The organism is Methanospirillum hungatei (assembly GCF_019263745.1).
GTDB classification, from domain to species: Archaea; Halobacteriota; Methanomicrobia; order Methanomicrobiales; family Methanospirillaceae; genus Methanospirillum; species Methanospirillum purgamenti.
Genome location: NZ_CP077107.1, coordinates 175,828 through 202,242, shown reverse-complemented (window position 1 = coordinate 202,242; position 26,415 = coordinate 175,828). Strand labels below are relative to the sequence as shown.

Annotated in this window: 30 protein-coding genes; 13 read left to right on the top strand and 17 right to left on the bottom strand. The window is 39.5% G+C overall.

Annotated features, from left to right (window positions below):
* Positions 1–8 precede the first annotated feature (8 nt).
* Genes KSK55_RS00930 through KSK55_RS00920 form a run of 3 tightly spaced genes read right to left on the bottom strand, consistent with a single transcriptional unit; the run spans position 9 to position 2,384 of the window.
* On the bottom strand, positions 9–722 hold the full coding sequence (locus KSK55_RS00930) for a DUF169 domain-containing protein (RefSeq protein ID WP_218607822.1): 714 nt from the start codon (positions 720–722) through the stop codon (positions 9–11).
* A gap of 58 nt (positions 723–780) precedes the next feature.
* A complete protein-coding gene (locus tag KSK55_RS00925) occupies positions 781–1,605 on the bottom strand; it encodes an NAD(+)/NADH kinase (RefSeq protein WP_256664122.1) in 825 nt (274 codons plus the stop codon).
* A 2-nt stretch (positions 1,606–1,607) separates the two neighbouring features.
* Complete coding sequence (locus tag KSK55_RS00920) at positions 1,608–2,384, bottom strand: bifunctional fructose-bisphosphatase/inositol-phosphate phosphatase (protein ID WP_218607821.1); 777 nt, start codon at positions 2,382–2,384, stop codon at positions 1,608–1,610.
* An 83-nt stretch (positions 2,385–2,467) separates the two neighbouring features.
* Here KSK55_RS00920 and KSK55_RS00915 point away from each other — a divergent pair, with 83 nt between their 5' ends.
* Positions 2,468–2,851, top strand: a complete 384-nt coding sequence (locus tag KSK55_RS00915) for a translation initiation factor IF-5A (RefSeq protein WP_218607820.1) — start codon at positions 2,468–2,470, stop codon at positions 2,849–2,851.
* A gap of 243 nt (positions 2,852–3,094) precedes the next feature.
* Here KSK55_RS00915 and KSK55_RS00910 read toward each other — a convergent pair whose 3' ends face one another.
* Both KSK55_RS00910 and KSK55_RS00905 read right to left on the bottom strand, forming a co-directional pair.
* Positions 3,095–4,831, bottom strand: coding sequence for a hypothetical protein (locus KSK55_RS00910; protein ID WP_218607819.1), 1,737 nt, complete (start codon positions 4,829–4,831; stop codon positions 3,095–3,097).
* A gap of 8 nt (positions 4,832–4,839) precedes the next feature.
* Positions 4,840–5,490: a hypothetical protein gene (locus tag KSK55_RS00905; protein WP_218607818.1), complete on the bottom strand. Its 651-nt coding sequence runs from the start codon at positions 5,488–5,490 to the stop codon at positions 4,840–4,842.
* A 165-nt stretch (positions 5,491–5,655) separates the two neighbouring features.
* Between KSK55_RS00905 and KSK55_RS00900 the strand changes: the two genes are divergently transcribed.
* The 7 genes from KSK55_RS00900 (at position 5,656) to KSK55_RS00870 (ending at position 12,083) form a co-directional block, all read left to right on the top strand.
* Positions 5,656–6,531 (top strand): Mrp/NBP35 family ATP-binding protein, encoded by an 876-nt coding sequence (locus KSK55_RS00900; RefSeq protein WP_214418364.1) that lies wholly within the window; start codon positions 5,656–5,658, stop codon positions 6,529–6,531.
* A gap of 2 nt (positions 6,532–6,533) precedes the next feature.
* The gene (locus KSK55_RS00895; RefSeq protein WP_214418363.1) at positions 6,534–6,848 is read left to right on the top strand and encodes a hypothetical protein; all 315 of its coding nucleotides are present in this window, start codon (positions 6,534–6,536) and stop codon (positions 6,846–6,848) included.
* 15 nt (positions 6,849–6,863) lie between these two features.
* Complete coding sequence (locus tag KSK55_RS00890; RefSeq protein WP_218607817.1) at positions 6,864–8,402, top strand: MBL fold metallo-hydrolase; 1,539 nt, start codon at positions 6,864–6,866, stop codon at positions 8,400–8,402.
* Positions 8,403–8,432: 30 nt separating this feature from the next.
* Positions 8,433–9,032 carry a 6-phospho-3-hexuloisomerase gene (hxlB, locus tag KSK55_RS00885; protein ID WP_214418361.1) on the top strand — a complete coding sequence of 200 codons (600 nt, stop codon included), beginning with the start codon at positions 8,433–8,435 and terminating at the stop codon, positions 9,030–9,032.
* A gap of 41 nt (positions 9,033–9,073) precedes the next feature.
* The gene (locus KSK55_RS00880) at positions 9,074–10,144 is read left to right on the top strand and encodes a pyridoxal phosphate-dependent aminotransferase (protein WP_256664119.1); all 1,071 of its coding nucleotides are present in this window, start codon (positions 9,074–9,076) and stop codon (positions 10,142–10,144) included.
* Positions 10,144–11,181 (top strand): M42 family metallopeptidase, encoded by a 1,038-nt coding sequence (locus KSK55_RS00875; protein WP_218607815.1) that lies wholly within the window; start codon positions 10,144–10,146, stop codon positions 11,179–11,181. Before KSK55_RS00880 ends, KSK55_RS00875 begins: the two co-directional genes overlap by 1 nt.
* A gap of 65 nt (positions 11,182–11,246) precedes the next feature.
* Entirely contained in the window at positions 11,247–12,083 is an 837-nt protein-coding gene (locus tag KSK55_RS00870; protein WP_218607814.1) for a tetratricopeptide repeat protein, read from the top strand.
* Between the two features lie 8 nt (positions 12,084–12,091).
* Here KSK55_RS00870 and KSK55_RS00865 read toward each other — a convergent pair whose 3' ends face one another.
* On the bottom strand, positions 12,092–12,637 hold the full coding sequence (locus KSK55_RS00865; RefSeq protein WP_218607813.1) for an archaemetzincin family Zn-dependent metalloprotease: 546 nt from the start codon (positions 12,635–12,637) through the stop codon (positions 12,092–12,094).
* 17 nt (positions 12,638–12,654) lie between these two features.
* On the opposite strand from KSK55_RS00865, the gene KSK55_RS00860 reads away from it, so the two are divergent.
* The gene (locus tag KSK55_RS00860; protein ID WP_218607812.1) at positions 12,655–13,053 is read left to right on the top strand and encodes a UPF0146 family protein; all 399 of its coding nucleotides are present in this window, start codon (positions 12,655–12,657) and stop codon (positions 13,051–13,053) included.
* Here the strand turns inward: KSK55_RS00860 and KSK55_RS00855 are convergent.
* Positions 13,043–14,512 (bottom strand): replication factor C large subunit, encoded by a 1,470-nt coding sequence (locus KSK55_RS00855; protein WP_218607811.1) that lies wholly within the window; start codon positions 14,510–14,512, stop codon positions 13,043–13,045. The two genes, KSK55_RS00860 and KSK55_RS00855, sit on opposite strands and share 11 nt — an antisense overlap.
* Before the next feature lie 135 nt (positions 14,513–14,647).
* Here KSK55_RS00855 and KSK55_RS00850 point away from each other — a divergent pair, with 135 nt between their 5' ends.
* The 3 genes from KSK55_RS00850 to KSK55_RS00840 all read left to right on the top strand — a co-directional run bounded on the left by KSK55_RS00850 (position 14,648) and on the right by KSK55_RS00840 (position 16,801).
* Entirely contained in the window at positions 14,648–15,649 is a 1,002-nt protein-coding gene (locus KSK55_RS00850; protein WP_218607810.1) for a methanogenesis marker 2 protein, read from the top strand.
* Positions 15,633–16,400 (top strand): methanogenesis marker protein Mmp4/MtxX, encoded by a 768-nt coding sequence (gene mtxX, locus KSK55_RS00845; RefSeq protein WP_218607809.1) that lies wholly within the window; start codon positions 15,633–15,635, stop codon positions 16,398–16,400. Before KSK55_RS00850 ends, mtxX begins: the two co-directional genes overlap by 17 nt.
* 194 nt (positions 16,401–16,594) lie before the next feature.
* The gene (locus tag KSK55_RS00840; protein ID WP_011447948.1) at positions 16,595–16,801 is read left to right on the top strand and encodes a histone family protein; all 207 of its coding nucleotides are present in this window, start codon (positions 16,595–16,597) and stop codon (positions 16,799–16,801) included.
* Positions 16,802–16,891: 90 nt separating this feature from the next.
* On the opposite strand, the gene hisB is transcribed toward KSK55_RS00840, so the two are convergent.
* Genes hisB through KSK55_RS00820 form a run of 4 tightly spaced genes read right to left on the bottom strand, consistent with a single transcriptional unit; the run spans position 16,892 to position 20,289 of the window.
* Positions 16,892–17,473: an imidazoleglycerol-phosphate dehydratase HisB gene (hisB, locus tag KSK55_RS00835; protein WP_214418353.1), complete on the bottom strand. Its 582-nt coding sequence runs from the start codon at positions 17,471–17,473 to the stop codon at positions 16,892–16,894.
* Positions 17,470–18,180 (bottom strand): 1-(5-phosphoribosyl)-5-[(5-phosphoribosylamino)methylideneamino]imidazole-4-carboxamide isomerase, encoded by a 711-nt coding sequence (hisA, locus tag KSK55_RS00830; RefSeq protein ID WP_218607808.1) that lies wholly within the window; start codon positions 18,178–18,180, stop codon positions 17,470–17,472. The genes hisB and hisA overlap by 4 nt, the downstream gene beginning before the upstream one ends.
* Before the next feature lie 4 nt (positions 18,181–18,184).
* A complete protein-coding gene (hisG, locus tag KSK55_RS00825; protein WP_218607807.1) occupies positions 18,185–19,087 on the bottom strand; it encodes an ATP phosphoribosyltransferase in 903 nt (300 codons plus the stop codon).
* The gene (locus KSK55_RS00820) at positions 19,087–20,289 is read right to left on the bottom strand and encodes a methionine adenosyltransferase (protein ID WP_218607806.1); all 1,203 of its coding nucleotides are present in this window, start codon (positions 20,287–20,289) and stop codon (positions 19,087–19,089) included. The genes hisG and KSK55_RS00820 overlap by 1 nt, the downstream gene beginning before the upstream one ends.
* A gap of 145 nt (positions 20,290–20,434) precedes the next feature.
* Here KSK55_RS00820 and KSK55_RS00815 point away from each other — a divergent pair, with 145 nt between their 5' ends.
* Complete coding sequence (locus tag KSK55_RS00815; RefSeq protein ID WP_218607805.1) at positions 20,435–21,514, top strand: methyltransferase; 1,080 nt, start codon at positions 20,435–20,437, stop codon at positions 21,512–21,514.
* A 1-nt stretch (position 21,515) separates the two neighbouring features.
* On the opposite strand, the gene KSK55_RS00810 is transcribed toward KSK55_RS00815, so the two are convergent.
* The 6 genes from KSK55_RS00810 to KSK55_RS00785 form a co-directional block, all read right to left on the bottom strand.
* Entirely contained in the window at positions 21,516–22,541 is a 1,026-nt protein-coding gene (locus KSK55_RS00810; RefSeq protein ID WP_218607804.1) for a sensor histidine kinase, read from the bottom strand.
* A gap of 63 nt (positions 22,542–22,604) precedes the next feature.
* On the bottom strand, positions 22,605–22,949 hold the full coding sequence (locus KSK55_RS00805) for a hypothetical protein (RefSeq protein ID WP_218607803.1): 345 nt from the start codon (positions 22,947–22,949) through the stop codon (positions 22,605–22,607).
* A gap of 47 nt (positions 22,950–22,996) precedes the next feature.
* A complete protein-coding gene (locus KSK55_RS00800; protein ID WP_218607802.1) occupies positions 22,997–23,500 on the bottom strand; it encodes a ferredoxin-thioredoxin reductase catalytic domain-containing protein in 504 nt (167 codons plus the stop codon).
* Positions 23,500–23,784 (bottom strand): glutaredoxin family protein, encoded by a 285-nt coding sequence (locus KSK55_RS00795; RefSeq protein ID WP_256664113.1) that lies wholly within the window; start codon positions 23,782–23,784, stop codon positions 23,500–23,502. Before KSK55_RS00795 ends, KSK55_RS00800 begins: the two co-directional genes overlap by 1 nt.
* Positions 23,785–23,836: 52 nt before the next feature.
* Positions 23,837–24,925 (bottom strand): histone deacetylase family protein, encoded by a 1,089-nt coding sequence (locus KSK55_RS00790; protein WP_218607801.1) that lies wholly within the window; start codon positions 24,923–24,925, stop codon positions 23,837–23,839.
* Positions 24,922–26,367, bottom strand: coding sequence for a hydantoinase/oxoprolinase family protein (locus KSK55_RS00785; RefSeq protein ID WP_214418344.1), 1,446 nt, complete (start codon positions 26,365–26,367; stop codon positions 24,922–24,924). The genes KSK55_RS00790 and KSK55_RS00785 overlap by 4 nt, the downstream gene beginning before the upstream one ends.
* Positions 26,368–26,415 lie beyond the last annotated feature (48 nt).

Genomic DNA, 26,415 nt, shown 5'->3' with positions numbered 1-26,415 from the left:
AAAAAAGGTTATGAAGATCCTGCAGCTCCGACAACAATAGACAGAGAGGATACAATCTCCGGTATCATTTCTATTGGAATGCCCATTACCATTTCATTCTCTTCTATTCCTGAAAATTTTCTGGAGCCATCGCATCCAAGAGAGAAATTAGGTGACCCTGAAAGATAGACCTGCGCACATGCATCAGAACATACCGATTGAATACCTGAGAAATTCGAATTAATTCTACCACCCAGACGATATAAACTACTTTGGGCCAATTTCAGCATTGATTTCGGTTTCGTGATAATCAAAACAAGTGTAGGATCAAATGGAGTTGTTTCAAGGGGGGCATATAGCGTAGCATGCGTGGTAAGTGATTCAACATGGGGAACACGATCAATTGTTCTTTTACAGGCAGGCCATGAATCAAATTTACCAAGTTTATAATAAAATTCTCCGGTTTTTAGACTTTGAGTAAGCTCACGAAGCCCAAGCGCCCATGATCCTCCCATACAGGCATGATTCTCCACCGTTGAGTAAAAAATCATCCCTTTTTTCCTTGCCATATCCACCATCTGGCAATGGCGGATTGTTTCAGTAATATGTGTCATACCGGCTGGAATATCTTCTGCAGATTTACAGATTTTAAAGGCAACCGGAGAGCCATCCAAATTGAGGGTTTTCTTTAATACATTCGATGCTTCAGCATAATCAAATCGTGTTCTAATAGTGTCCTGCATGATACTCAGTCCTTTGGAGGATATCATACAGGAACCAAATTAAAACTTTCTTTTTTACTTAAAGATGCCGTAGTTTTCTATTAATCTTTTCAAAAAAATTCTGTCCTGCTTCGAGAAATAAGGCAGGACTATCGCTTTTTGTAAGTTCTACAACACAATTTTTCTCAAGATGGATCTCTGTCTGACCATCAATAACCAATTTTGCAGGTTTTGTTGCCTCAAGAGTTACTGACACAGTCCTTGAAGAATCTATGAGATGGGGTCGGTTTGAAAGCATAAATGGGGCCAATGGTACCATTAAAAATCCTTCCACCCGTGGATCTACGATTGGCCCTCCTGCACTCATTGCATAGGCAGTAGAACCAGTTGGAGTGCTGATAATAAGACCATCAGCTCTGAATCGTTCAGCTATTTTTCCATTAATATGTATAAGAAATTTGAGCATTTTTGCAGGGCGATCAGTTACTATTAATGCTTCATTTAATGCGGTACCGATAACATCCCCATTCAAACGAAGTTCAATTCTCATTCGCGCTTCAACCTGAAGTGGTTTTGAAAGACGGTTTACCAATTCGGCAGTATCATCAGGCTCAATGTCTGCAAGAAAACCAACCTCTCCATAATTTATACCAACAATCGGTACCTGAACCGGCATTCGCTGCGTTGCAAGAAGAATGGTTCCATCCCCTCCAATCACAACAACAAGATCTGGAGATGAATCAGGATCAAAAAGAAAATCAGTGCTCTCCAATAGGTTTTTCTTACATTTATAAACTGAATGCCCATGTTGAATGAGTAATCTCTCTACATCTTGAGAGAAAGATTCTGCACGAGAGTCAGCATGACGGCATACGATGAGGATGTGCAATAAAACAGGCACCATTATCACCGCAGATATTCAATTACTTTTCCGTGAAGACATTTATTTGTACCAACGAGACAATTACCAATATTGACTTCATCAGGAAGAACAAGTCTGTTTCCGTCACGATCACTTACAATACCTCCTGCTTCCTCAAGTATCAGAATCCCTGCTGCTGCATCAGTTGCCCGAAGGGTCTGGCGTAGATCAACAAACCCATCAATTTTACCTGCACCTACATAAGAAAGTTCGAGAGCTGATGCTCCAAATTGACGGAAGCGTCTGATTTTCCGGATAAGATTAATGACCCGATCATATTGGAAATGTTTTCCATATACGCTCATGGCACTCGCTTGTAATTCAGAAATATCAGATACACAAAGAGGTTTTTTATTTAAAAAAGCCCCACCACCTCTTTTAGCGGTAAATAGATCACCGTTAGCGAGATTTCCAACAAAACCCTCTTGTAATATTCCTTCTTTCGCAAAAGCTAAAGATACGGCATAAAAGGGGATATTCATTATTGCATTATATGTACCATCTACTGGATCTAAAAAGATTGTCCCCTTTTCTCCATCCATTTCTACTTTTCCGGCTTCTTCACTAATAAGAAGATTACAAATACCGTTTTTTCGAAGTTCTGATAATGCAATATCCTCCGCAACCTTATCTATATACTTGGTAGGAGTTCCATCAGCCCCAATTCCGGTAATGACCCCAGCTTCGGGTGTTCCGATGAGAGGAGTGATAGCTATTCGTATTAATGTGAATATAGAATTACTGACTGAGTAAAAGTCCATAGCGGTTTCCTGATCTCTATTCCGGACGGTGTATTTATGTAAGGGTGACACGTAAATATAACCAGCTTTTCCCAAGGTGTTTTATGAAAGAGCAGACTGAAGTTGGTAAGCTGAAAGAAGGAAAATATCTGTTAGTAGATGATGAACCGTGTAAGATCCTGTCAATATCTGTATCCAAACCTGGGAAACATGGAGCTGCAAAAGCTCGTCTTGATGTCATGGGTATTTTTGATGGCGTCAAGCGGTCCATTGTCCAGCCGGTATCAGCAAAGGTATACGCGCCTATTGTTGAAAGGAGAAATGCGCAGGTGATATCAATCGCCGGTAATGTTGTTCAGATGATGGATCTTGAAAGTTTTGAAAATTTTGAGGTCACCGTTACTGACGATGTCATTGACAGAATAGAGGCAGGAAAGGAAACGATGTACATTTATTCCATGGAAAAAAGAAAGATCGATTTCCTTTAATCTTATTTTCTCGCACTCATTCGTCTCTTAATTAATGAAGTAATTTTCTATTATGCAATAATTTCTGAATTGTATTTGTGGCTTATTCACTGATAATATAACGTTATGAAAACATTTTCCAGTAACATGTATCAGGGTTTGTTCTTCCCCTAGTTCGGTTGAAAATGTGAAAATAATAAAAGTTTATTAAAACATCAGTTTAATAAAAATTCAACCAAATGAGAAAATATTAAAGAAATTTTTTTAGTACCGAATGACAGGGCTATTTACAAATTTCCATTTATTATCTACTTTCTTCAATTCTATGTCAAATGGAACGTATTTCTCATATCCATTATAATCTATTTTAAAACTTCCTTTTATTGTTGCATCAGTACTTTGAACAAGTTTGTTGGTTTTCCCCAGGTAACCACGTAATGAAACATCATTGAGAATGGTATCTTTAATGATAATGCCAGCTGCTCTTGCTTGCATATAATTACTCATAATTAATTTCATATCATCGGAAGAATAATTATGAATATCAATATATTCTGATAAATTACTGAAATATTCCGGGCTGATTATTTCATTAAAATTATTAACAAAGGAATTTAGCATGAACCGAATGTTCTCTTTCTCATTTTTAGATATTACATCCTCATCTGACTGATTTTGTGTCCAGGTTGCTTCGGGCACTAATATTTGGATGTTATATGAATCGATACTCTGTGTAGATACATCAAAGGTATAATTACCTGGTCCATATATTCGTTCTTTCCACGGTCTTGGATCTTTTATGTATCTCCACTTTTCTTCCCATGCATCCTGATATTCCTCTGAATCAAAATATTCCTTTTTCCCTTTTTGTGTCATTATTTTTTCAGCTTCTTTTTTATGCACAGCCTCATCCCATTGTAACGGATCAATACCACCACTGGGAGTAATGACAATAGGAGGTTCACTTGGGTCATCTAAGTTGGTGATAACCATTTGAAAGACAGGTTTCATGTAACCGACAGTCTCCACTAATGCCGGAATAGATCCCGTTTCATATTCAGTTGTCTCTGTCTCAAATGGAGGTGTCGCGTTTGGTTCTTCATCCTTGGGAATTTTCGTTAATACAGTGTCTTTACTTGGCCTAAATGAGGTTTCACCTTCAACTCTTTGTTTATTCGGTACTAATATTGGAATTGGATTTCCACTTAGATACAAAAGAGTAAAGTTACCTTCATAACTAACATTAGGTTCCTTATATTGACGATTGAATTCAAAGACTTTGTCATCTTGTGGATTTGCAATTTCAGTTCTATAATCAACCGTATATATAATATCCCAATATCCATACGGGATAGAAATTGGGTTTGAAATTACTCCTGTAACACCACTAAAATTAATATAGGTATTCATTTTTGTAGTATTAACAATCTGATCTGATGGATATACCCGCCCCCAGGGTTTTGTTTCATATTTTTCTTTTATATCCAAAGGTTTGGGATTACCATCCCATGTTGGGACAGGAGTGGGAGTCGGGATTACCTGAATAATATGTTGAGTATTATAGGTAACATTTGAATCAGTATCTACAATTTTTACAGTCCAATTCCCTTCCGATAACATTAAATTTTCAGCTCGTAATTTCCCACCATCTAATGTTATGTTATATGTTTTATTTTCTGAATCCGAAAAAACCCGAACTAACATTGTTTCCTTAAAGTTCTCTCCAATTACATCAATCGAGGCGGTAGGATCTAAAGGCTTCATAGTATCCGGAGTAATGGATTTAATGAGAGGTACTTGTGATAAGGGACGATCAGATCTTGATGATTCTTCAAACCTATTCTCGTTATTAGGGGATGTATTATTATTTGAAAAAAGACCAGATATTTCATCTGGAATCAGTTTCGCTTCTTTTCCCGTAACTAACGGCTTTATATACATCGCCATAATAAGGACGATAATTATCGCCACAAAAATTACAAGAATATCCCGTTTTTCCATATGCATCCTTATGTATCGCGAATATATTTTAAAGGAATTTGAATTATGATCCTATACTCTTTTAACTGATTTGCCAGAATACTCATATAATACTCCTTTCCTCCTTCAAAAAATCTGAATTCACGTGGATCAGGTTCCTTACCATTACGCCAGCTTATTGTTCTGATAGTCTTTTCTTCTTTTTCACTTTTCTCTATAACATCTATTGAAAAAGATGCTGACATATCTGCTGGAGTTACATTATAATGGAGTTCCCAGTATGGTGTTGGTATTCTGAACGGTGATGTTGAACCGGTATATTTTCCAATAATTTCGGCATAATTCGTCATCTGGATTGCTGGCATCGGATCATCTGGATTTGGTTGCCAGGTCATTGGTGTAAGTGTCGGAGTTGGTGCCTGAACATTTGTTGCTGTGGATATTGGTTGCGTTTCTTCTGGTATTTGAGTCTGTTCAGGTGTTAATACAACTTCCGTGTCTACTGGGGCAATAGTGTAAGGAGTTTCAGGATAAATTTCATAATCTGAACTCTCTGTTACGGGAGGAGACTCTGGAAGGAAGATTACCGGTTGACCCGTAATTACTGGCTTTACTACTACTGCCATTATAAATACCACTATAATTGCTGCTAAAATGACTATTATATCCCGCTTCTCCATCAGGCAGCCCTCTGCTGATACAACATGGGTGACTTAAATATTTATAGCGTGAAGTTAGGGCCCTTACAAACAGATGAAATTATACTGGTTCACAGTGAAAATCATGATCTTATTTATGCCAAAGTGAGGCGAATAATATGGAATCACTGAATGAGGAAGATCAATATGTCTGATACGAACAAACCAACTCCTGGATCCTGTGATAATAACTGTTCATCCTGTCCTTCCGGCGCCAGCTGCCCATCAGCTGCAGGAAATCTCCCACCGAAAGCAGACATTGATGTGAAACATGTAATTCTTGTTCTTTCTGGAAAAGGAGGAGTAGGTAAATCCACTGTTGCAGTAAACCTTGCATATGCCCTCTCGAATCACGGAAAACAGGTAGGTCTTTTAGATTTGGATATTCATGGACCGAATGTTCCAAAAATGTTAGGAATTGAAGATCACAAACTCCTTGCAGATCAAAATAAAATTGTCCCGGTAAAAGTAACCGGATCATTACAGGTTGTGTCGATGGCATTCCTGCTTCCAGAAAAACACGCACCAGTTATCTGGCGTGGGGCGATGAAATCTGGCGCCATCAAACAATTCCTTGAAGATACCGCATGGGGATCTCTGGACTATCTTGTAGTTGATCTTCCTCCGGGTACCGGAGATGAGGCTTTAACGATTGCACAGATGGCACCAAACCTTCGTGGCGCAGTTATCGTAACAACACCTCAGGAAGTTTCAACTCTTGACTCGACTAAGGCCATAACTTTTGTAGAACAACTAGGACTCAAAGTAATAGGTGTCATTGAAAATATGAGCGGATTCATTTGCCCACATTGCGGTGAAGAGGTGGATCTTTTTGGAAAAGGAGGAGGAGAACGTATTGCCCAGGAACATAACGTTCCTTTCCTTGGAAGTCTTCCCCTTGATCCAGAAGTCAGAAAAGCCGGAGATGAAGGGCGACCATTTATCATACGTCAGAAAGACTCACAGACATGGAAAGCAGTTGACACCGTTATGGAACACCTGGTCAGCATTGTAGAAAAATAGAAATGAATTATTTATCTGTTCTTTGTGGAAAGGAAGAAAACCTTCCTATCTATTCTCAAATTGTTACATGTCTGGAAGATATAACTCAATTTCCAGACCTTGTTGAACCCATTTACCGTGACGCCATCACTCTAAACGACACACTATTAGAGAAATTGCGGTTTGGGCTGCTACGCCTCCAGTTATATTCTGAGATACACAGAAATAGTGATATGGAAGAGGCACAAAAAATGCGATTTGTTTCAGAAATGATTGAACGAACGATATTTGGTGGACTATTTATCGATCGTGAAAGTTTTGTATCTGATTCTGATTAAAAACGAGACAATATCATGCCAACGGACAGGACTGAATTCTTTATAATAAGAATTCCGGATACGGGTTCTCTTCTTGATGCAGTTCGGCTCATTGCTTCATCCGGACTGACAATAACACGATGCCATTTTAACCGGTCATTAGATCCCGTAACTGCATTTTTTTCTGTATCTGGAGATGAATCAGATTGCAGAAAAGGAGAGCAGGCCTTATTAGAAGAAGGATATCTTCAGACCACAGTCACCTATCCTAGAAGTATCAGGTTTACTATTATTGTTCCGGAGATTCCAGGAACACTTCATAGAATCCTTACCATCCTTGACTCTTACCAGGCAGAAATTAGTTCCCTTTCTTTTGATAACCGCGGTAGATATCCTGACCGTTTGCATGTCATGCTCAGGGTTCGAAAACCTTCACGGACCGAAGAATTAATTCAGGCAATTCGATCCGAGTATGCAGTTGAAATAGAAGGCTATGATTGTGGAGATAGTTGTGATGACGGAAGTCTCTTTTATGTCAGATATGCGGCACGTGTCAATGAGATTCTAGATAATCTTGAAGATCCGCATATTCTTGAACTTCTCCATCAGTTTAGTCACCTTGCCCAACAATTAACTGAATATGGAAAGGAATACCAGGATGTTCTGGAACAAATTCTCCTCAACGGGAAACGTTTGAAAGAAACAACTGGAGATGGATTTTATGCAGATGTCCAGAAGATCTCAATATCTGATACTGTAACGCTCTATTGCTTTCAGCTCCCTGGTGGGGGAAGCATCTTTGTAATTGATACTCCTGAGGAACGGATCATGATCGATACCGGATATGGAATTTATCATGAAGATGTTCTTTTAATGTTCAAGCATTATGGACTTGGAGGAAAAGAAAATTTTTCACGGATAATTCTGACCCATGGAGATACTGATCACTGTGGTGCATCAGGATTTTTTGATTGCCCAGTCTATACCCATGAAGGGACCTGGGAGATTATCAGAACAAATAATCGTGCATGGGGTGCCACCTCTCAGGATCTTGTTCTTGAACAGGTCTATACGGTAATGATCAATTTATTTGCACGAATGACAACTCCTGATTCGATTTCGCTTTTACCACCTGCGGGAAAAGACAAAGAAGGAGAATTCCCTGTTCTTTCTACGTTCACTGCTGGTGGATATACCTTTCAAATCCTGGAGGGGCATGGCGGACATCAACATGGTCTTATTTACGTACTCTGTAAAGAAGCCGGCCTTCTTTTTACATCAGACACTATTTTAAACCTGAAATACCTTAGTCCAGAGAGGAGTGCTTACAACAATTTTGCTGTATATCTGGTTACAACAGTAAATGTCGATCCAGATCTCGTCAAAAGTGAGCGAAAAGCCCTGACAAAACTTGCATCTGATATTGACGCATCACTTCGTGAGAAAGGAAAACACCTGCTCTATTGCTGTGGTCATGGTCCTATTTCCATTATGCGGGATAACGAATTGATACCGGCATGTAAATCACACACCTATAAACATCAATATCTCTCTGATCTCAGTACGATATCCTGAAGAGGAATTGATCGGAAAGTATACTCAAGTATGAACCAGCACCGCGTACAGGATATGATGAAACTGATGGCTACTCGTATAAATGCCATCGCAGATCATATTTCTGATGATGAAGTATCTCATTTTATAAAAGAACTCCTGGATGCCAAACGAATTTACGTGATGGGTGCAGGAAGATCTGGTCTTGTTGCAAAAGCATTTGCAATGCGACTCATGCACCTTGGCATGATAAGTTATGTTGTTGGTGAAACGATCACTCCGGCCCTTCAAACCGGAGATCTCATTGTTGTATTATCAGGATCAGGAAAGACAAGAACAATTGTTGAAATTGTTCAGACAGCAAAAGAGATCGGGGGTCGAATTTCTCTTGTTACATCAAATCCAGACTCTCCTATCGGAAAAATCTCTAACTCAATAGTAATTATTGAAAATTATAGAGATAATATTCCTGATGAAAGTAAAGAATATGACACAAGGCAGATGCTTGGAGAACACAAATCCTTTGCACCCCTGGGAACACTGTTTGAAACTGCAGCGATGACATTTTGTGATGCTGTAATTTCTCGTCTTATGGAAATTACCCAGACTGATGAATCAGAGCTGAAAGGCCGTCATGCAAACATCGAGTAATACGTATGAAAAAAATTTCAACACGCGCTCAAAATATTGAAATGTCTGGTATCCGAAAATTTTTCCAGGCTGCAAAACCTGATTCAATTAATATGACATTAGGTCAGCCAGATTTTGATACACCATCTCACATTAAAAATGCTGCTATTCAGGCTATTCAAGAAGGGAAAACCGGATACACATTTAATGCAGGCCTGCCAGAATTAAGAGATGCGTTATCTGTAAAATTTAAGTCGGAAAATAATCTGTCATATAATCCTGATGAGATAATTGTAACCGCCGGAGCAGGAGAGGCTCTCTTTATCGCCATTCAAAGTCTTGTTGATAATGGAGATCGAGTTCTCCTGACAGATCCTGGATTTGTTTCATATGAATCCTGTGTGAAACTAGCTGGAGGTATTCCTGATTTTATTCCGTTAAAAAAAGACCTACACATCGATCATGAAGCATTGAAAGAAAAACTCAACGGTGCCCGTCTTCTGATATTAAATTCCCCCTGCAATCCAACAGGGGCTGTGGAATCTCCTGAATCAATCAAGGCTCTCGTTGAATCTGCAATGGATGCTGGTGTTACAGTATTATCAGATGAAGTGTATGAACACATCATATATGATTCTGTTCATGCAAGTGCAGGGACTTTTGGTGATGATGTCCTCACCGTGAATGCGGCTAGTAAAACCTATGCAATGACTGGCTGGCGGCTAGGATATATTGCTGGTCCTTCAGAATATATGGAACAATGCTTGAAAGTTCACCAGTACTGCCAGACCTGCGCCACATCTATTAGCCAGTATGCAGGACTTGCAGCATATACCGGAGATCAATCCTGTGTAAAAATGATGCGGGATGAATATCAGGCCAGAAGGGATATTTTAACATCAGGGTTTACCGAGATCGGTGTTTCTTTCCCTGTTCCTCAGGGTGCATTTTATGCCTTCGTTCCTCTTGGTATTGATAAAACAAAGCAGATTATGGATGCAGGAGTCATCGTTGTTCCTGGTGATGCTTTTGGACCATCAGGAAAAGAGTATGCCCGGTTTAGTTATGCTACCTCACGTGAAAATATACGAGCTGCAATAGAGCGGATGAAACCAGTTTTTGAGGATGAATAATGGTATATGATTTATTAAAAAAATTATCTGATGCACATGGCCTTTCTGGTTTTGAAGGGAATATCAAGACTATTATAAGAAAGGAACTTGACGGATATGTTGATGAAATAACTGAAGACCGGCTTGGCAATCTTATTGCAATTAAAAAAGGATCTGATTTCTCGGTAATGATCGCATCTCATATGGATGAGATCGGTCTGATGGTTCAATATATTGATGATAAGGGGTTCATAAAATTCGTCGGTATTGGAGGATGGTTTAATCCGACACTCCATACTCAGCGTGTAGTCTTACATGGCACGAAAGGTCCGGTACCAGGTGTCATAGGATCTAAACCTCCTCATGTCATGACACCTGAAGATCGAAAAAAAGAGATAAAAATGGAAGATCTTTTTATCGATATTGGTGCTTCATCTGCAGAAGAAGCAGCCGGACTAGGTATTGAAATCGGGACACCGGTAACAATAGAACAAGAACTTATTAAACTCGCTAATAATAGAGTGACTGGTAAAGCCCTTGATAACAGGGTTGGTGTATTAGTTCTTATTGAAACACTTCGCAGGATGAAAACTTCAATGACCATCTATGCAGTGTTTACAGTTCAGGAAGAGATCGGGCTTAAAGGAGCCAAGGTAAGTGCCTTTGCCTTAAATCCGGATGTTGCGATTGCAACAGATGTTACTATCCCCGGTGATCATCCAGGAGTATCAAAAAAAGAAGCATCTCCGGAAATGGGAAAAGGACCGGTCCTTGTACTCGCAAGTGCTTCAGGAAGAGGACTATTAGCGGATAACAGACTTGTAACCTGGCTTCGTTCTGCCGGTGATAAAATGAAGATACCATACCAGCTTGAAGTAGGTGATGGTGGAAATACTGATGCTTCAATAATTAACCTCGTACGGGATGGTATCCCAAGCATTCCTTTATCAGTACCGTCACGATATATCCACTCTCCGGTTGAAGTTGTAGATTTAAAAGACGTAGAATCTACAATAGATCTTCTCGTTGAAGCTCTCAAAAAGAAACCAAAAATCTGATCTTTATCAGAAAAGTTGATATTACAAATCTTTTTTTAGCCTATTAATGTATATTTCATAGTATCATGAAAAGATTTGTGCCTATTGTATTCATTTTTATTTTACTATGTGTGTTTGAATTTGGATTAGGAGTTTTTGCAACAGAAATGCTTCCCGAACCATCAATAGCTCAGGATTTGATTCAAAATGGTTCTTATGAAGAGGGATTAGCAATTCTCAAGAATTATACCCTCAATAATACTACTGATCCAGTTATCTGGAATTCAATTGGATATGCACTTAACAATTTGGGAAGGTTTGAGGAGGCAATTGATCCCCTTGAAAATGCCACCCGTCTTGATCCTAACAATAGCATTTTCTGGACAAATATGGGTTGGGCATACAATGAACTCGGAAGATTTGACAAAGCATATGATGCTCTTGATAGAGCAATAAAAACAGATCCAGGAAATAAATATGCCCAAAGTACATTAGGGTATACATTGATTCGGCTTGGAAGAGTAGATGATGCAATTTCTGCGCTTCAAATCGCACTTAACCTTGATAATGACTTTTCGGATGCATGGAATAATCTGGGATGGGCATATTCAGAACAACATAGATACAATGATGCCGTTGTTGCATTACAAAAAGCAACAATGTTGAATCCGGATAATGGTTATGCGTGGAATAATTTAGGTAGAATTCTCTATCTACTTGGAAGAATGAATGAGGCTCAAAATGCTCTTAAAAATGCCACTATCACAAAACCTGTATTTGACCAGGGATGGTATAATTATGGAAATGTTTTGTATGCTTCAGGTGCATATAATGAATCAATGACTGCGTATAAAAAAGCAGTCGAATTAAACCCAGAAAATGAAATAGCGAAAGAAAATTTAAAAATTTTAGAGAGTCAATAAAATAAATTTTATATCGAAACGGTTATTGGAGATCGCTGGATTTTCCCTAGACACAGAGGACATAACATAGATTTTTTATTATCAAGATCATCCAGTGTTAGAGGATTTGCCATAATACAGGATGGATTATCACAATGATCAAGATGGAGTAAATGACCAAGTTCATGAGCACCTTCCCGTGATAATCGGTCTACTAACATCATTTCATCAGAAGGGAGACCCCAATATTCATTTTTAAGTCGTGCTGAAGATATCACAGCAGTTCCAGTTGCAGGGCGTGATAGTCCGAATACATACCTGGTATTCTGACGGTATATATCATCACCGATTACCAGGAGTATTAAGTTTTTTTCTCCATTCCGGCGCGAGAAAATATCAAGACAGGTTAATATTTCACTTGCATCAAACTGATTTCTCGTCCTGTCAAAGCCATTATATAAAACAGGACTCTCACATACTGAAGCCGGAATATCCAGAATTTGAGAAATGATCCGATAAACAGGAATTTCTAGACCTGCTGGTGCCCCGCGATCCCAAAAAATAAGGATATTCATCTCCAATAATCTGGGTAATGAGCGGGTATAAACATATTGAGACGGAGATTGCCCGCTACATCGTTTGGAGGTACCGCTCAGCGGTCGAAACAGGGGCTGGAGAAAACCTTCATGCTGCCCATTTATTGTTTCGAGCAGGTGTTTTAAAACGATGTACAGATATTGTTGTTCCAAAAAAGATGTTATTTATACCATATGTGTATGATGATGTTTTTTCACCTCAATTATCACTCTACAGTGATTGTGAATGTATTTATGCCATAAGACCTGTAGAAGAGATGATCCCTTGTCTTATCAGACTTGCACAAGCAATAGGAGTTGATTTATTAATATATCATCTCGGATTTGAAGGGACAGACAGACCTGCCCCTGTTTCGGGATGTGATGTTTCTCTTCACCAGTATGTTAAAAATTAAATAATGTTGATTGAGAAGTTTTTTTATCCTTTTCTATTGATTTGTCATCTGTTTTTTCAGAATTCTCTTCCCTTGGATTTATTCCATTTTTTTCCTGACAAACCAGAGTCTCGATGGATGAAACAGTATCTGTGGTTTTGTCTGATCCTTTTTTGGTAACTTTTGATTTCTTAGCTTTTGCCTCTTCCTCCTTCTTTTTTTTCTTTAATTCCTTTTCTATCTGTTTTCTTTCATCTTCTATAGCTTTAACTATTGATTTGGCCGTTGCTGTGTCGTGAATTAAAATATCGAGTTGATCAACATCCAGATTAAATTCCCTGGCAAAAGGATCAGGAAACTGTTTGGCTAGAAGGGATACGGGACACAAATAAAGATTTCGGACAGATGATGCTGACATATGCATATCTGATCCTAAATTGGATAACAATTGTTCACGCATCAATTTTTGTCTTTTCGCAACAGACATCTGTCGCCATCTTGATGGGGGCATGATTTTTGCATATCCAGATGGACGCCCCTTCATGACATCATGCACACCAAGAAGCATCATTGCACTCGCATATCGCCAAAGTGTGTAGTATTGATTTTTAAAAGTATATCCAAGGTACATATCCGCCCGGGATAATGCCCCATATGCCTGGGAGTTTTTATTTTTATCAGGTAAAACACCGAGATTGCTTTCTATCCATTGAAGAATAGCATCAGGAGTTTCATCTACTGACATTCCCATCTCCAGAAGAGAAGGTGCTTGTCTGTACCCTAATGTTGCCGCAACCAGATCAAAAATACTAGCCCTGTTATCCTTCGCTGAAATTGAAACGTCATCCTTTCCTATTTCATCACGTCCAATTGCAGAAGCATAAAGCATCGTTACTGCGGACCGAATGTCCCCTCCAGCTTGTTCAGCAATATCAGTAAGGGCCTGTATGGAACAGGATAGTTCTTCCTTTGAACAAATTTCTCGTAAACGCGGCACTAATGATTTTGCAGGGAGAGCTTTAAACTGAATTTTTGTACAGAGATTTCGAATAGTTCCATCCAGTCCATACAGATCATTCGCAATAAGGATAAGGGGCTGACGTGCCTGTCTGATAACTTCTGCAATAGCCCTTGCACCTCCGCGATCTGCATTACCCTGAAGATTGTCAGCTTCATCCAGAATGATAAGTTTTCGGAAAGCACCAGTCAATGATCCAGTACTGGCGCTCCCACCTGCTACCTTTTCAATAACTGCTTTAGTTCTTTGATCACTGGCATTCAGTTCTACAACTTCCCAGTTCATATCATGTGCGAGAGCCCAGGCACTAGACGTTTTCCCAATGCCTGGTTTCCCATAAAGAATGAGAGGGGGTGAGTTTGTTGTCCATCGAGTGGCCCATTCACTCATCTGGTGTAATGCCTCCCGGTTACCCACCATCTCATTCAGATGTCGGGGACGATACTTCTCAGCCCAATCCATCCCCGATATATTAACCGGCAATGAAGATAAACCGCTTGAACCTTTCATGACTCATTTCTTCCAGTAGAGAACTTCTGCATTAAATAAGACATTTTATGAGTGATGAAACAGAAAAAAAGAGTGAGATTTTGGGCCATGGGAGAATACACCTGCTCAACCGAACAGATAGCACAAGCTGTCAGAATGTATGACGGAGTGAGACGCAAAAGTGAAATCGGTGCGATGGTTCGGGACCTCCGGATTGATTCTCATGCTATTGTAGCCTCATTTGGAGAAGATGCTGCAGTTATACAGAATGGTTCAGATGCACTCTTACTTGCTGCAGACGGAATATGGAGTAAACTTATGGATGCTGATCCCTACTGGGCAGGGTATTGTGCAGTCCTTGTTAATATTCATGATATTGCAGCGATGGGAGGAAAGCCACTTGCGATGGTTGATGTGTTTTCAATCTCGAATGAATCAATAAAAAAACAAGTCATACAAGGCATGCATGATGCTTCCCTTCAATTTGGTGTTCCAATTGTGGGAGGGCATCTTCACCCTGATACGCCTTATAGTGTAATCGATGTCGCTATCCTTGGTATAGCCCCAATGAATGGAATCATTTACAGTAATACAGCTGAAGCAGATGACATTGTTTTGGTTGCAATTGACCTGGAAGGAAGAATTCATCCTTCATGTATTCTGAATTGGGATTCTGCAACACTCCGGACTGCTGATGAAGTGCGGAAACAAATCTCTGTTATGCAGGAGATTGGAAGCAGAAAACTCGTGACTGCTGGTAAAGATATATCAAATCCTGGAATCATTGGGACACTAGGAATGTTGCTTGAGGTTTCAGGAAAGGGTGCAGATATTGATCTGACTCAAATTCCTAAACCGGATTTAGATGCACTGGGAATCACATTTGAGCACTGGCTTCGGATGTATCCAGGTATGGCATTCATTCTCACAGCAAAAAATAACAACATTAAAACTATCATTGAATTATTTAGGAAAACAGGGATGACTACAAAGCCTATCGGGACGGTGAATAATAGTGGTGAACTAAGGATTCATGATGACAATTCATCCTCTTTGGTATTTGATTTTTCAAAAAATGGAGGCGTAATGCATCTTGGAACCTACCAATAGAAAGCCATCTGTTATCGGAATTGGAGTTGGAGAAGACCCCGACAGAATATTCAAAGGGATTTTTTCTTACACCGGTCCTTCTTCAATTATTTGTTACACAGCACCTGATGTTTTAATACCTGATTCTTTTCCTCATAGAATAAAAAAGTCAGAGTATCCTGAATCTGATCTTATATCAGATCTTTTTTCTGGATCAATTGATGCGGCAATACGTGGGACTCTTTCAGCACACAAAACCATGAAGCTGCTGAAAGACTTTTCAAAAGTTTCTAAACTTGAACGTATTGTTCTCTTAGAAACATCAGATAAAACCAGATTCTTCCTTGGTCCTGTCGGCATTGATGAAGGATGGTCTGTATCAGAAAAAATATCATTGATAGAGAAAGCAAAACCGCTATGCAAAAAATTTGGTCTCCCTGAAAGAGTGACTGTCCTTTCCGGAGGAAGACTTGATGATATTGGTCGCCATCCTTCAGTCGACAGAAGTCTTGCTGATGGGGAACTTGTTGCCAGGCTTACAAAAGCATCACACGAAGGGATTTTGATTGAAAATGCCATCAGGCATTCAGGTCTTATTATTGCTCCTGATGGGATAACTGGAAATTTAATCTTCAGAACTTTGTTATTTTTGGGGAGTGGACTCTCTCATGGGGCACCAGTCCTAAATATCCCTAAAATTTTCGTAGATACTTCGCGCGTTAACCCGGATTATCAATATGCGTTAAATCTGGCAGATAATTTGGTTGGATGATTCTACATACGAATATCCTTGAATATTAGACTTTTTTTATTTCTTTACAATAATCCATCCGATTGTTCATCTCTGAATCATAAACTCATGAAAGTAAGAAATCTTCTCTAAACATGTCTGAAAATCGAAAATCTCAAGATAATCTCGAAATATTTAAATAGATATCAATATACTTTGTTTTGAGGTAGAGGACTATGGCAGACTTACCTATTGCAGCAGTTGTAAGAATTGCAAAGAAAAATGGGGCTGAGCGTGTGGGAAGCGATGCAGCAGCAGCTCTTGTAGCAAAAGCAGAAGATTACATTGCGAACCTTACCAGGGAAGCAAACAGACTTGCCCAGCATGCCGGCAGAAAGACGATCAAGGAAGAAGACGTCAAAATGGCAGCAGAGAATGCCTAAAGCATTCTCCACCTTTACGACGTACGATGATGAACCGATCCCTTACCTCATAAAAAAATATGTGTGCTCGGATGGGGTTGATTTCTTTCGTTACAGCACACCTTTTGTACTTGGGATAGAGTTATCCTGACTGTCAACACGAATTGCCATTCGTAATGCAATTCCAAAGGCTTTAAAGAGGGCCTCACATTTATGATGATCTGAGAAACCTGAAACATTCATGTGAGCAGTAATTTTAGCATTTTGCATAAAACTTTCAAAAAAATGACAGACAAGCCAGGGTTCCAAGACCCCTTCAACAGGACCACTAAAAGAACCTTCAAAAACAAGATATGGTCGGCCTCCAACATCAAGAGCAACCTCCGCCCTTGACTCATCCATAGGCACTACAATGCTGGCAAATCTGGATATGCCCTTTCCATCACCAAGAGCTTTTAAAAAAGCCTGACCCAGAACGATTCCAATATCTTCAATGGTATGATGAGGTCCGGTTTCCAAATCTCCAGTTGCAATAATTTCCAGATCAAATTTTCCATGTCTTGTAAAAGCATCAAGCATATGGTTGAAAAAAGGGATGCCCGTATTCAGGGTTGAGGTTCCGGACCCGTCCAGAGAAAATTGAATTATAATATCGGTTTCTTTTGTTTTGCGAGATATTTTTGCAGATCTCATCCTGCTGCCTCCAAGGCTTCACGAAGGGAAATCCGACCACTATACAGAGCTGAGCCAAGTACCACTCCTGCTGCATCAGTTTCCTTTAGGATCGATATATCTGATGGAGAGGTTATGCCACCCGCCACGACAACAGGAACACTAACTTTTCGAAGCAGGGTCCGTACGGGTATTGGATCGATCCCGTTACATAATCCTTCAACACTCACATTTGTGTAAAGAAGTGAACCTGCTCCCTTCTGAATAAACAGATTAGCCCACTCAAGAAAATCACCAGCAGGTCTTTCCCATCCATGGGTAACCATCTCTCCAGCTTTTGCATCGACTCCTGCCATGATCCGATCACTGCCATATTCATCAGAGAGAGTTGTAAGACAGTCTGGATCATGAACAGCAAATGTGGATATAATGACTCTATCGACTCCACAGTCAAGCCAGGAGCGTGCATCATGTAAGGATCTGATCCCTCCACCTAGTTGGGTTTCAACTCCTGTCTGAATTATTAGATCAGTAATCTTTTCAGCATTCAAGGTTGAGGAACCAAATGCACCGTCAAGATTTACAATATGAAGAGCTTCTGCACCCTGGTTTATCCATGACTCAGCACACAAAAGGGGATCACCATACCCAGTTGCTGTCTCACGTTTCCCTTGAATAAGCTGAACACACCGACCTCCAAGGATATCCACTGCTGGAAAGACAATCATAGTATTACCTAATCATACGTTCTATATTCATGACCAGAATGTCTCTGGCCCCCGCCTGTTTGAGTTTATTAATCAATTGATAAACCATCTCCTCTTCTACAACGGCATGTACTGCTACCATATCTGTCGATGATGCCACATCCATAACAGTCGGGCCTCCCATACCTGGTATAATGGTTCGGACAGTATCAAGCGAACTTCGAAGAATATTCATCATGAGATAACATTTACCGTTTGCATTCAGAACACTTTCAAGGGCAAGATATATCTCATCTATTTTATTTTTTTTCTCAATACAGGAACTGGTATTTGCAATAAGAAAAGTACTCGTTTTGAGAACAGTATCAATAATCTTCAAATGATTCTGACGAAGTGTTGTTCCTGAACTGGAGATATCCACAATGGCATCAGATATTCCAAGTGATGGAGTAGCCTCGCAGGCCCCTCCTACTGGGACTATTACTGGTTTTACACCAATCTTTTTAAAATATTTTCGGGTGATTGCAGGGAATTCAGTTGAAACCCGTTTTCCATCCAAGTCCCTAGGATTATTCCAATCTGAATCATCAGGCACAGCAAGAACAACAGAAGCATTTCCAAATCCAAGGTTGAGAAGTTCTGTTACTTGAGAGCCACGTTCTATAACCATGTCATGCCCAGTAATCCCAAGATCTGCGACACCAGATCCAACATATTCAGGGATATCAATGGGACGTGCATAGAGGATCTCAACCTTTTCATCCCTAGTACGGGCGATAAGAGATCGATCCCCATTATCAAAGATTCCAAGTCCTGATCGTTCTATTAAATCCCGTATTGGGACAGATATTCTGCCTTTATTCGGGATAGCGATCCGGATTTTTACTCCGGGATCACTTTCAGAGACCTGATTTGTATTTACTGTCATCAAAATGTCTTAAGTTCGCCTCTAATTACGCGTTCTGTGACAGAAGTGATGTTTTCTAGACCAGAATCAATGATCTCAAAGACATCTTTTTCAATATCTTTCATGGTAAAAGATTGTTTTGGAATTATCTGTGCACTTGCAATGAGTGGTTGATCAATTGGAACACCAATTTGAGACAGAAGACGGATTTGGATTTCGGCTATACCATCTACTTTTTCAACACAGGTATGAGCAAGTTCGTTTGAGAGAAGATTATAGATCTTTCCAATGTGATTGATCGGATTTTTCCCACTTGTCGCTTCCATACTCATCGGCCGGTGTGGGGTAATCAATCCATTCGCTCGGTTTCCACGACCAACAGAACCATCATCACCCATTTCAGCTGATGTTCCGGTAACAGTAAGGAAAAGACTGCATTCCACATCACAATCTGCAGTATTGACAAATACTTCTACATGTTTGTCAGTGCAGGTTTTCGCTACCTTTAATGCTTCTTCTGCTAATTTTTCGCGGTAATTAACATATTCAGAGAGAGATGAAACATACCGATCTACCATTGCACAACAGATAGTAAGTTTTATGGAGTTGCCTTGACGTAGCCCCATAATTTTAATATCCTGCCCATATACCGGATATTTCGGACGAAGAGTTGTATCAATGTATGATGATATTTCCTTAATACACTTCTCAATATCAGAGAAAGGTGCATATGAAACTCCAAACGAAGTATCATTTGCCCGTGGAATTTTCCCTTCTTCAGGATTGAACACATCACGAAGATCCGTAGAACCAGTTCCGAGTCTGCAATCCATGATAAGGTGTTTATCAAGATTTAATTCAGGAACTATCGAATGAAGGTAATCCTTTGCTGCCTGCAATGCAACTGTATCAGCAGCAATTTTTTCTCCTTTGAATTCCTTTGTTGCACGCCCATCTAAGAGGATAAATATCGGTTTAATAATCTTACCGCCACCAAATTGTGGCATAGATTCTCCTGCTACGATCTCACCCTGGTCAGTGTTGTGGTGAAGTACTCCCCCAAACTGATCAATGTAAGTATTACATAATGCACGGCTGACTGCTTCTGCTATACCATCGGCAATGCTGTCAGGGTGACCAAGACACTTCCGTTCAACTAATTCAATCTGCTGATCCTGAACCGGAACCTGGTTCAGCATTTCTATTGCAATATTTCTACTCATCAAAGACCTCTGTACAACTTAAATCAGGAAGATATACCAAGGACAGGTACAGAATACTGTACTGATTCGGTGAGAATAAAATAAGAGATTACCGATAGAGGTTTTCAATACATATGTAAGATATGATTACTATGGAATGAAAAACATGGATAATAATATTGATAATGATACAAATATCTGCAGATATCTCTGGGAATTCCCAATAGAACCAGCGGAAAATTTTTTTTCTATCTTGAACGATTGTAACCGAGGCGCAAGAACCCTTTGCCTGATATCCGCATCAGTCAAATTAGGATTATTTGATTATCTGGATGACTGGATATCTGAAGAAGAAATTGAAATGATATTTTCTTATCCACATCCGGTCAATGATTTTCTATTAAGCTTGGTTGAGTCAGGCCTTATTGAGTACAAAGAAAGGAAATATAAAAATACAAAGGTTTCTTCGGTTTATCTTTCAAGGAACTCACCGTATTTTCAGGGAGCATATCTTGAAAAAATGAACCGTCATTTAAAAGATCTGTGGATCCAGCTTTCAGATATAATTAATTCTGGACCGGTAATGTATCAGGAAGAAGAATTTTTTTCTGAACTTTCTTTACCATCTATGGCACAGAATGCGATGTGTGGCAGGTTGCAGTCAGTAGTACAGGCAATTGCATCACTGCCAGAATTTCCAACGATGAAAAAGATGATTGATCTTGGAGGAGGCCATGGTCTTTATGCAATTGCACTTGCATGTAAAAACTCTACCTTGAATGCAATTGTCTTTGATTTACCAGGAGTTATCCCATTGACAAAAAAATACATCCATTCATACAATTTACAAGAGAGGGTTTTAGTACAGGGAGGAAATTTTCTTACAGATAATATCGGTGATAATTATGACTTAATATTTTCTTCATCAAATCCAAGCGGAAAAAGTCCAGATATGATAAAAAAGATCTCCAAGGGCTTAAAGCCAGGAGGATACTTTGTTACCGTTCAACCAGGAGATGAAACTGTCGCTTATGATCCATTAAATGAACTGGAATTTAGTCTCTGGACATTTGAAAATATTAAGATACCTAAAAAATCATGGAGCAAAAATAAAAAATTTTTAACTGAAGAGTATCTCAATGCTCTTAATACCCATAAATTATCAGTTCAATCAATATCCAGGATATCAGATCCATATATCAGAAATTATGGCGTATCCATGCTCATAGCAAAAAAAGAACTCTAAATCAAGGATTAAAATTTAATATTGGAGACGGGATGAATAGTTCAAATCTGGCTCCTTGGCCAGGAATCCCCTTCTCATGAATAGTGATTCCAAAAACCGATAACAATTTTTCAGACAGGAAAAGGCCAGCTCCATTCCCATTTCCAAAACCTAAATCAAATATCCGAGCCTTATGCTGTTCAGAAATGCCACAACCATTATCCTCGATACTTAACAATCCGCCTTCATCTGTTGATCTCAATTGGATTATTACATCTGTTGCTCCTGTTGCATGAACAGGAATATTTTCAAGAATCTTTTCAAGAGCTACCCGGAAATTTTTATCGACATATAATGAAGATTGATTCGTCTCGATTTTTATCCGGATAGGACCAAGTAAAATTTCATTTAAAGCTTCAGATATGATATCTGACAAAGAAATCCATGAAAATTCCAACAATCCGATTTTTTGGTATTCCCGTGTAAAAATTAAACGATTCCTAATTTTTTCCGCGGCGTTTTGTTCCTTTTTAGAGAAATCAATAAGCATCGGATCAGTAATAATATCTGTTGAAAGCTCTAGATAGCCCAGGATCGCAGTAAGCTGATTTAATATATCATGCCTGATTTTTGAGTTTAAAGTATTCCAAACTTCAGATCCCTTTGTGAGAAGAGCCCATTCAACTGGAAGACTACTCATCCAAAGATAACTATATGCAGAAATAATTTCTCCTGATTCATTGTATGAAAGTGAACAGTGCTCTTCTACCCAGCGAAAAAAAGATCCCGTACGAATTCGATACCTGAGATCAATTCCTAATCGCTGCTGTAGGATAGCTGCACCAAGTTTCCGTGTCACCAATTCCTGATCATCAGTGTATATTGATGAGAGAATATCAGTATCCTCACCCGTTGATTCAGTAAAGATTCCAAATTGTTTACTATTAGGTGAAATATTACGAGTTTTCCACAAATCGGTGACATTACGTTCAAACGCAACGACCGGTACTGATTTATATAAGTCATCCGGAGATGTTACAAAGGTCATCTTCTAATCGCTATTTCTCTTTCCAGTTAGTAATATACTTTGATATCTGATCAGGAAACCAAATCATAAAGTCAGTTCTTTAGAAATTGCATCACGAATCGGTGGCCAGGATATTCTTCCGATTGGAATTATCTGTCCTTTAAGGAGAATCATCGGAATTGCTGGATGCTCTTTCTCGTAAATCTCTCTAATGTAGTCAGGAACCTGATCATCAAGAAGGGTGAGTTTCATCGTGACGCATTCGCCGAATTCTTTTTCAACCTCATTTTTCAATGCGTCATATGCTTTCACAAGACTTGCTGACGAAACACAGGCAGTAAGGCCACACGTTCTGTTCTCATCGCATGGAAATGGTGAACATTCAGAATCAGAGTACCCAACAATCTCAAGTGTTACTGTTGCTATCACGGGAATTAATGTAGACAGAATAAGATATGAGGGTATTGGTTAGTGGGTCATTTTAAAAAGAGCTCAAAACGTTCCTTACCCACTTTACATATCGGACATTTTTCAGGAGGATTGTTTCTGGCACAAAGATATCCGCAGACTTTGCATCGAAACACCGGATATGGTAAATTTCCTGATATGTGAAATGATAGTTTGTCCTTTTGTAATTGTGATATCGGAGGTCTTCTTTCTGGAACCACAGGAGTCGGCTTTTTTTGTAATGAGATCTCTTCAGAGACATATAATCCACAATAACATGCACCAAATTCAACCAGATCATCATCCCGGTAGTCACAGGGACAAATGATATCCCGATCATTTTTTTCCTCACCATACGAAAGTCTGCATGGACAGGATTCATATCCATATCGATCAGAATTAATCAAAAGGCCTTCCACGAGCCCTTTTGTAAACACTGGATCCGGATTTAAAAAATATCCAGATTGTTTTGCATCAGTCTCCAATTCATCCCATCTTTTTTCAATTTGTTCAGAAGAAAGAACAGAATTCATTATAGCAACACCTCTCGTATTTCATCTAATCTGCTTCCAACTATGACCTTATTATTATTGATAACAAGGGTAGGAAATGAACCCCTTGGATTGAATTTCTCCATCTCTTTTAAAACATCATCCATCTCAGTACGACTTAATTGATCAACATAAAGATAATCATACGCCACTTTTAATTCATCTAAAAGATTCCTGGTCTGTTTACAATGGATACAGGTCGATAAAGCATACAGCATAATTGACCCTTTATCAGAACCATCCACATGAATCGGTTGAATTGCCATAGATTTACTATCAGTCATTGGTAAGTATAAATAACCAGAAGATTGAGAATTCTCATTCATATCTTCGAATGAAGTACCAATGATCGGCTAATTTTTTCTTTAAATCAGAAACCATTTTTATAACCGTTGAAAATGCATCTTCAGAAAATTCATTTAGTAACATAGACCGGTATATTTCAGGCTCTCTGATACCTGATATGTCAAGTCCTGCCATTGCTGCAATGAGTCCAAGGTTTGTGTAGGGCAAACCACCTTCAATGCCATATCCACCTTCTAAAACAGCGATTATTCTACCAAAACAGATGGAATCAGCGAGAATACACATCTCCTGCATAAGTTGTGCATACCCTTGCGCGGTTAAAGCAAGTCCGGTAAGAGGATCACTGAAATGATTATCCTGCCCTGCCGATATGGCAATAGCATCAGGCATATACTCATCAGCAAGAGGGAGAATTACTTCTTCAAGCAGATATCGGTATACCTTATCAGAACTACCTGCAGGAATTGGAAGATTAATGTTGTATCCTTTTCCATCACCAAATCCTATATCTTCAACTCTTCCAGATCCTGGATAAAACGGATATTGATGGACAGAACAGAATAATACCGTAGGATCATCATAAAAAATTTCTTCTGTTCCATTCCCATGATGGGCATCCCAGTCCAGTATCATAATCCTACGAAGTCCTCTACGTTGTAAATAACGAACCATGATGGCTACATTATTTAAATAACAAAATCCTCCACCTTGAGAACGACCTGCATGATGACCTGGAGGTCTTGCAAGGACAAAACAATTTTTTACTTCCTGGTTAAGAACGGCTTCAGCACCAGCAATTGCCCCACCTGAAGCAAGGAGCGCATCATGTATGAGACCTTTTGGAACATAGGTATCAACATCAATAGTACCTCCAGACACAGATGTTTGTTCCAAAAACCGAAGATACTCTATACTATGCACAAGAAGGACTTCATCACGCAATGCTATCCTTGGAGTGATGAGTTTAATTTGTGGGAGATCAAAAATCCCTTCTTCTTGTAATTGATCTAGAGTGTATGCTAACCGCTCACGACGTTCAGGATGAGAAGGACTTTGCTGGTGCATCAAGAACGACGGGTGATAAACCACACCACATGTCATAGTGCCTCCATCGAGATCCCTGGAGCTATTCCAAGAATAATATCTGTTATCCGTGCTGTGATTCTCCATCCTTTCACCACGTCATATGCTGAGAAAAAGTGGACTTGTACGTCCTGAATATCATCTTCAGGAGCTCCTTCAGATCGAGCACGTTCTCTGATAAGATCAGATGCGTACGCTAACAGCGTGTCATCATCTTGAAATTCCTTGTAAGGATATTCAGATCCATTCAAAGTGAGACGTTTTCTTTCCGTATCAACATGGACATGTACTTCCAGACTTATTCGCGAAACAGCAGCACCGACCGCATTTGCTGATGCAGCATGTTCTGGAACGATTCCAATTGCATGTGCGCGTTCAGCGATCTCTGAAAGAAGGTAGTGAGCCAAATATCCCGTTCCAATAAGGATTTTTGGATGATATTCTCTTATTGCTGCAGTAACCTGATCAAGGTAAAACTGTACAATGTCCTGAGCACATGATGATGTGATTACTTCCGACCGATCTACATCCCCTATTCGGGCCCCAGTCACGTTCAAAGCATCAGTAAGTGTTGGTTCACCTCCACCAAATGAACGTGATGAACCTGCCCTGAATGAACAAAGGCCTTCACGGATACAGGAATCTCCACCATATGGAACACTAGTCGCATGAACAGCCTGAATCAAAGTTTTCGATCCATTCAGAATTACTGTTTCCTGAACAGGTTTTCCATTTTTTATCGGAACCAACTCTGTTGTCGTCCCTCCAATATCCACAACAAGACAATCGTCATTTCTACTGAGAAAATAAGCTCCATTCGCAACAGTTGCCGGACTGGACCTATACAAAAGCATGGGATTACCCAAAGCACGCTGAGCACTGGTCAGACCACCCGTTGACGTAACAAAATAAAAATTGGGACATGCAGACTGGATCTGACTTATTAATTTCGATACTTTTCCTTTGATTTGTGCATTGAACCGAGTTGTATGAATACGAGCTGGAAAATGTAATGCCCCTAAAGGTGAACTGAGTGCAATTTGCTCTTCAGAAAAATATTCAGACACAATATCAAACACTTCCTGTTCAAGAATGTCATTTCTGACTGAAAATTTTCCAGCGATAGCAACACCTCTTGCATGAGAGCCTTTCATAAGGGTGTGGATTTCTCCAGGATCTATCGGTTCAACAACATCACCCCGGTGAGATACTGCTCCCTTAACTGCACCCGGATATATAAGACCTGGACCAGGAATTGTTATTGTTTTTATATCCGCGGGAGGACCTGTGATGATATCATTCAACGGTTGTGATGTGCTTATTGCAAGGCGCCCGGAAGAAGAGATCTTTCCAAGGGCAGAATTCAGGCCCTCACTATTAGGAACCTTAAATGTTTTAATCTCTGAATCTATAATCGCAATATCAGTATTCGTCCCTCCAATATCTATCCCGGTAAACATATGACTCACGGGGTTTTTAGATTTTTAACATATATCAGATGATGCATA

Excerpts from the sequence above, each read along its gene's own strand:
- KSK55_RS00900 (WP_214418364.1), top strand. The coding sequence starts at position 5,656 with ATGTCTGATACGAACAAACCAACTCCTGGATCCTGTGATAATAACTGT.
- KSK55_RS00855 (WP_218607811.1), bottom strand. The coding sequence starts at position 14,512 with ATGGATTGGGCTGAGAAGTATCGTCCCCGACATCTGAATGAGATGGTG.
- KSK55_RS00840 (WP_011447948.1), top strand. The coding sequence starts at position 16,595 with ATGGCAGACTTACCTATTGCAGCAGTTGTAAGAATTGCAAAGAAAAAT.
- hisB (WP_214418353.1), bottom strand. The coding sequence starts at position 17,473 with ATGAGATCTGCAAAAATATCTCGCAAAACAAAAGAAACCGATATTATA.
- KSK55_RS00920 (WP_218607821.1), bottom strand. The coding sequence starts at position 2,384 with ATGGACTTTTACTCAGTCAGTAATTCTATATTCACATTAATACGAATA.
- KSK55_RS00795 (WP_256664113.1), bottom strand. The coding sequence starts at position 23,784 with ATGGCAATTCAACCGATTCATGTGGATGGTTCTGATAAAGGGTCAATT.
- KSK55_RS00815 (WP_218607805.1), top strand. The coding sequence starts at position 20,435 with ATGGATAATAATATTGATAATGATACAAATATCTGCAGATATCTCTGG.
- hxlB (WP_214418361.1), top strand. The coding sequence starts at position 8,433 with ATGAACCAGCACCGCGTACAGGATATGATGAAACTGATGGCTACTCGT.
- KSK55_RS00890 (WP_218607817.1), top strand. The coding sequence starts at position 6,864 with ATGCCAACGGACAGGACTGAATTCTTTATAATAAGAATTCCGGATACG.
- KSK55_RS00810 (WP_218607804.1), bottom strand. The coding sequence starts at position 22,541 with ATGACCTTTGTAACATCTCCGGATGACTTATATAAATCAGTACCGGTC.
- KSK55_RS00865 (WP_218607813.1), bottom strand. The coding sequence starts at position 12,637 with ATGAATATCCTTATTTTTTGGGATCGCGGGGCACCAGCAGGTCTAGAA.
- KSK55_RS00880 (WP_256664119.1), top strand. The coding sequence starts at position 9,074 with ATGTCTGGTATCCGAAAATTTTTCCAGGCTGCAAAACCTGATTCAATT.
- KSK55_RS00925 (WP_256664122.1), bottom strand. The coding sequence starts at position 1,605 with ATGGTGCCTGTTTTATTGCACATCCTCATCGTATGCCGTCATGCTGAC.
- KSK55_RS00915 (WP_218607820.1), top strand. The coding sequence starts at position 2,468 with ATGAAAGAGCAGACTGAAGTTGGTAAGCTGAAAGAAGGAAAATATCTG.
- KSK55_RS00870 (WP_218607814.1), top strand. The coding sequence starts at position 11,247 with ATGAAAAGATTTGTGCCTATTGTATTCATTTTTATTTTACTATGTGTG.
- hisA (WP_218607808.1), bottom strand. The coding sequence starts at position 18,180 with ATGATTGTCTTTCCAGCAGTGGATATCCTTGGAGGTCGGTGTGTTCAG.
- KSK55_RS00895 (WP_214418363.1), top strand. The coding sequence starts at position 6,534 with ATGAATTATTTATCTGTTCTTTGTGGAAAGGAAGAAAACCTTCCTATC.
- KSK55_RS00785 (WP_214418344.1), bottom strand. The coding sequence starts at position 26,367 with ATGTTTACCGGGATAGATATTGGAGGGACGAATACTGATATTGCGATT.
- KSK55_RS00930 (WP_218607822.1), bottom strand. The coding sequence starts at position 722 with ATGCAGGACACTATTAGAACACGATTTGATTATGCTGAAGCATCGAAT.
- hisG (WP_218607807.1), bottom strand. The coding sequence starts at position 19,087 with ATGACAGTAAATACAAATCAGGTCTCTGAAAGTGATCCCGGAGTAAAA.
- KSK55_RS00860 (WP_218607812.1), top strand. The coding sequence starts at position 12,655 with ATGAGCGGGTATAAACATATTGAGACGGAGATTGCCCGCTACATCGTT.
- KSK55_RS00820 (WP_218607806.1), bottom strand. The coding sequence starts at position 20,289 with ATGAGTAGAAATATTGCAATAGAAATGCTGAACCAGGTTCCGGTTCAG.
- KSK55_RS00790 (WP_218607801.1), bottom strand. The coding sequence starts at position 24,925 with ATGACATGTGGTGTGGTTTATCACCCGTCGTTCTTGATGCACCAGCAA.
- KSK55_RS00875 (WP_218607815.1), top strand. The coding sequence starts at position 10,144 with ATGGTATATGATTTATTAAAAAAATTATCTGATGCACATGGCCTTTCT.
- KSK55_RS00800 (WP_218607802.1), bottom strand. The coding sequence starts at position 23,500 with ATGAATTCTGTTCTTTCTTCTGAACAAATTGAAAAAAGATGGGATGAA.
- KSK55_RS00910 (WP_218607819.1), bottom strand. The coding sequence starts at position 4,831 with ATGGAAAAACGGGATATTCTTGTAATTTTTGTGGCGATAATTATCGTC.
- KSK55_RS00850 (WP_218607810.1), top strand. The coding sequence starts at position 14,648 with ATGGGAGAATACACCTGCTCAACCGAACAGATAGCACAAGCTGTCAGA.
- KSK55_RS00905 (WP_218607818.1), bottom strand. The coding sequence starts at position 5,490 with ATGGAGAAGCGGGATATAATAGTCATTTTAGCAGCAATTATAGTGGTA.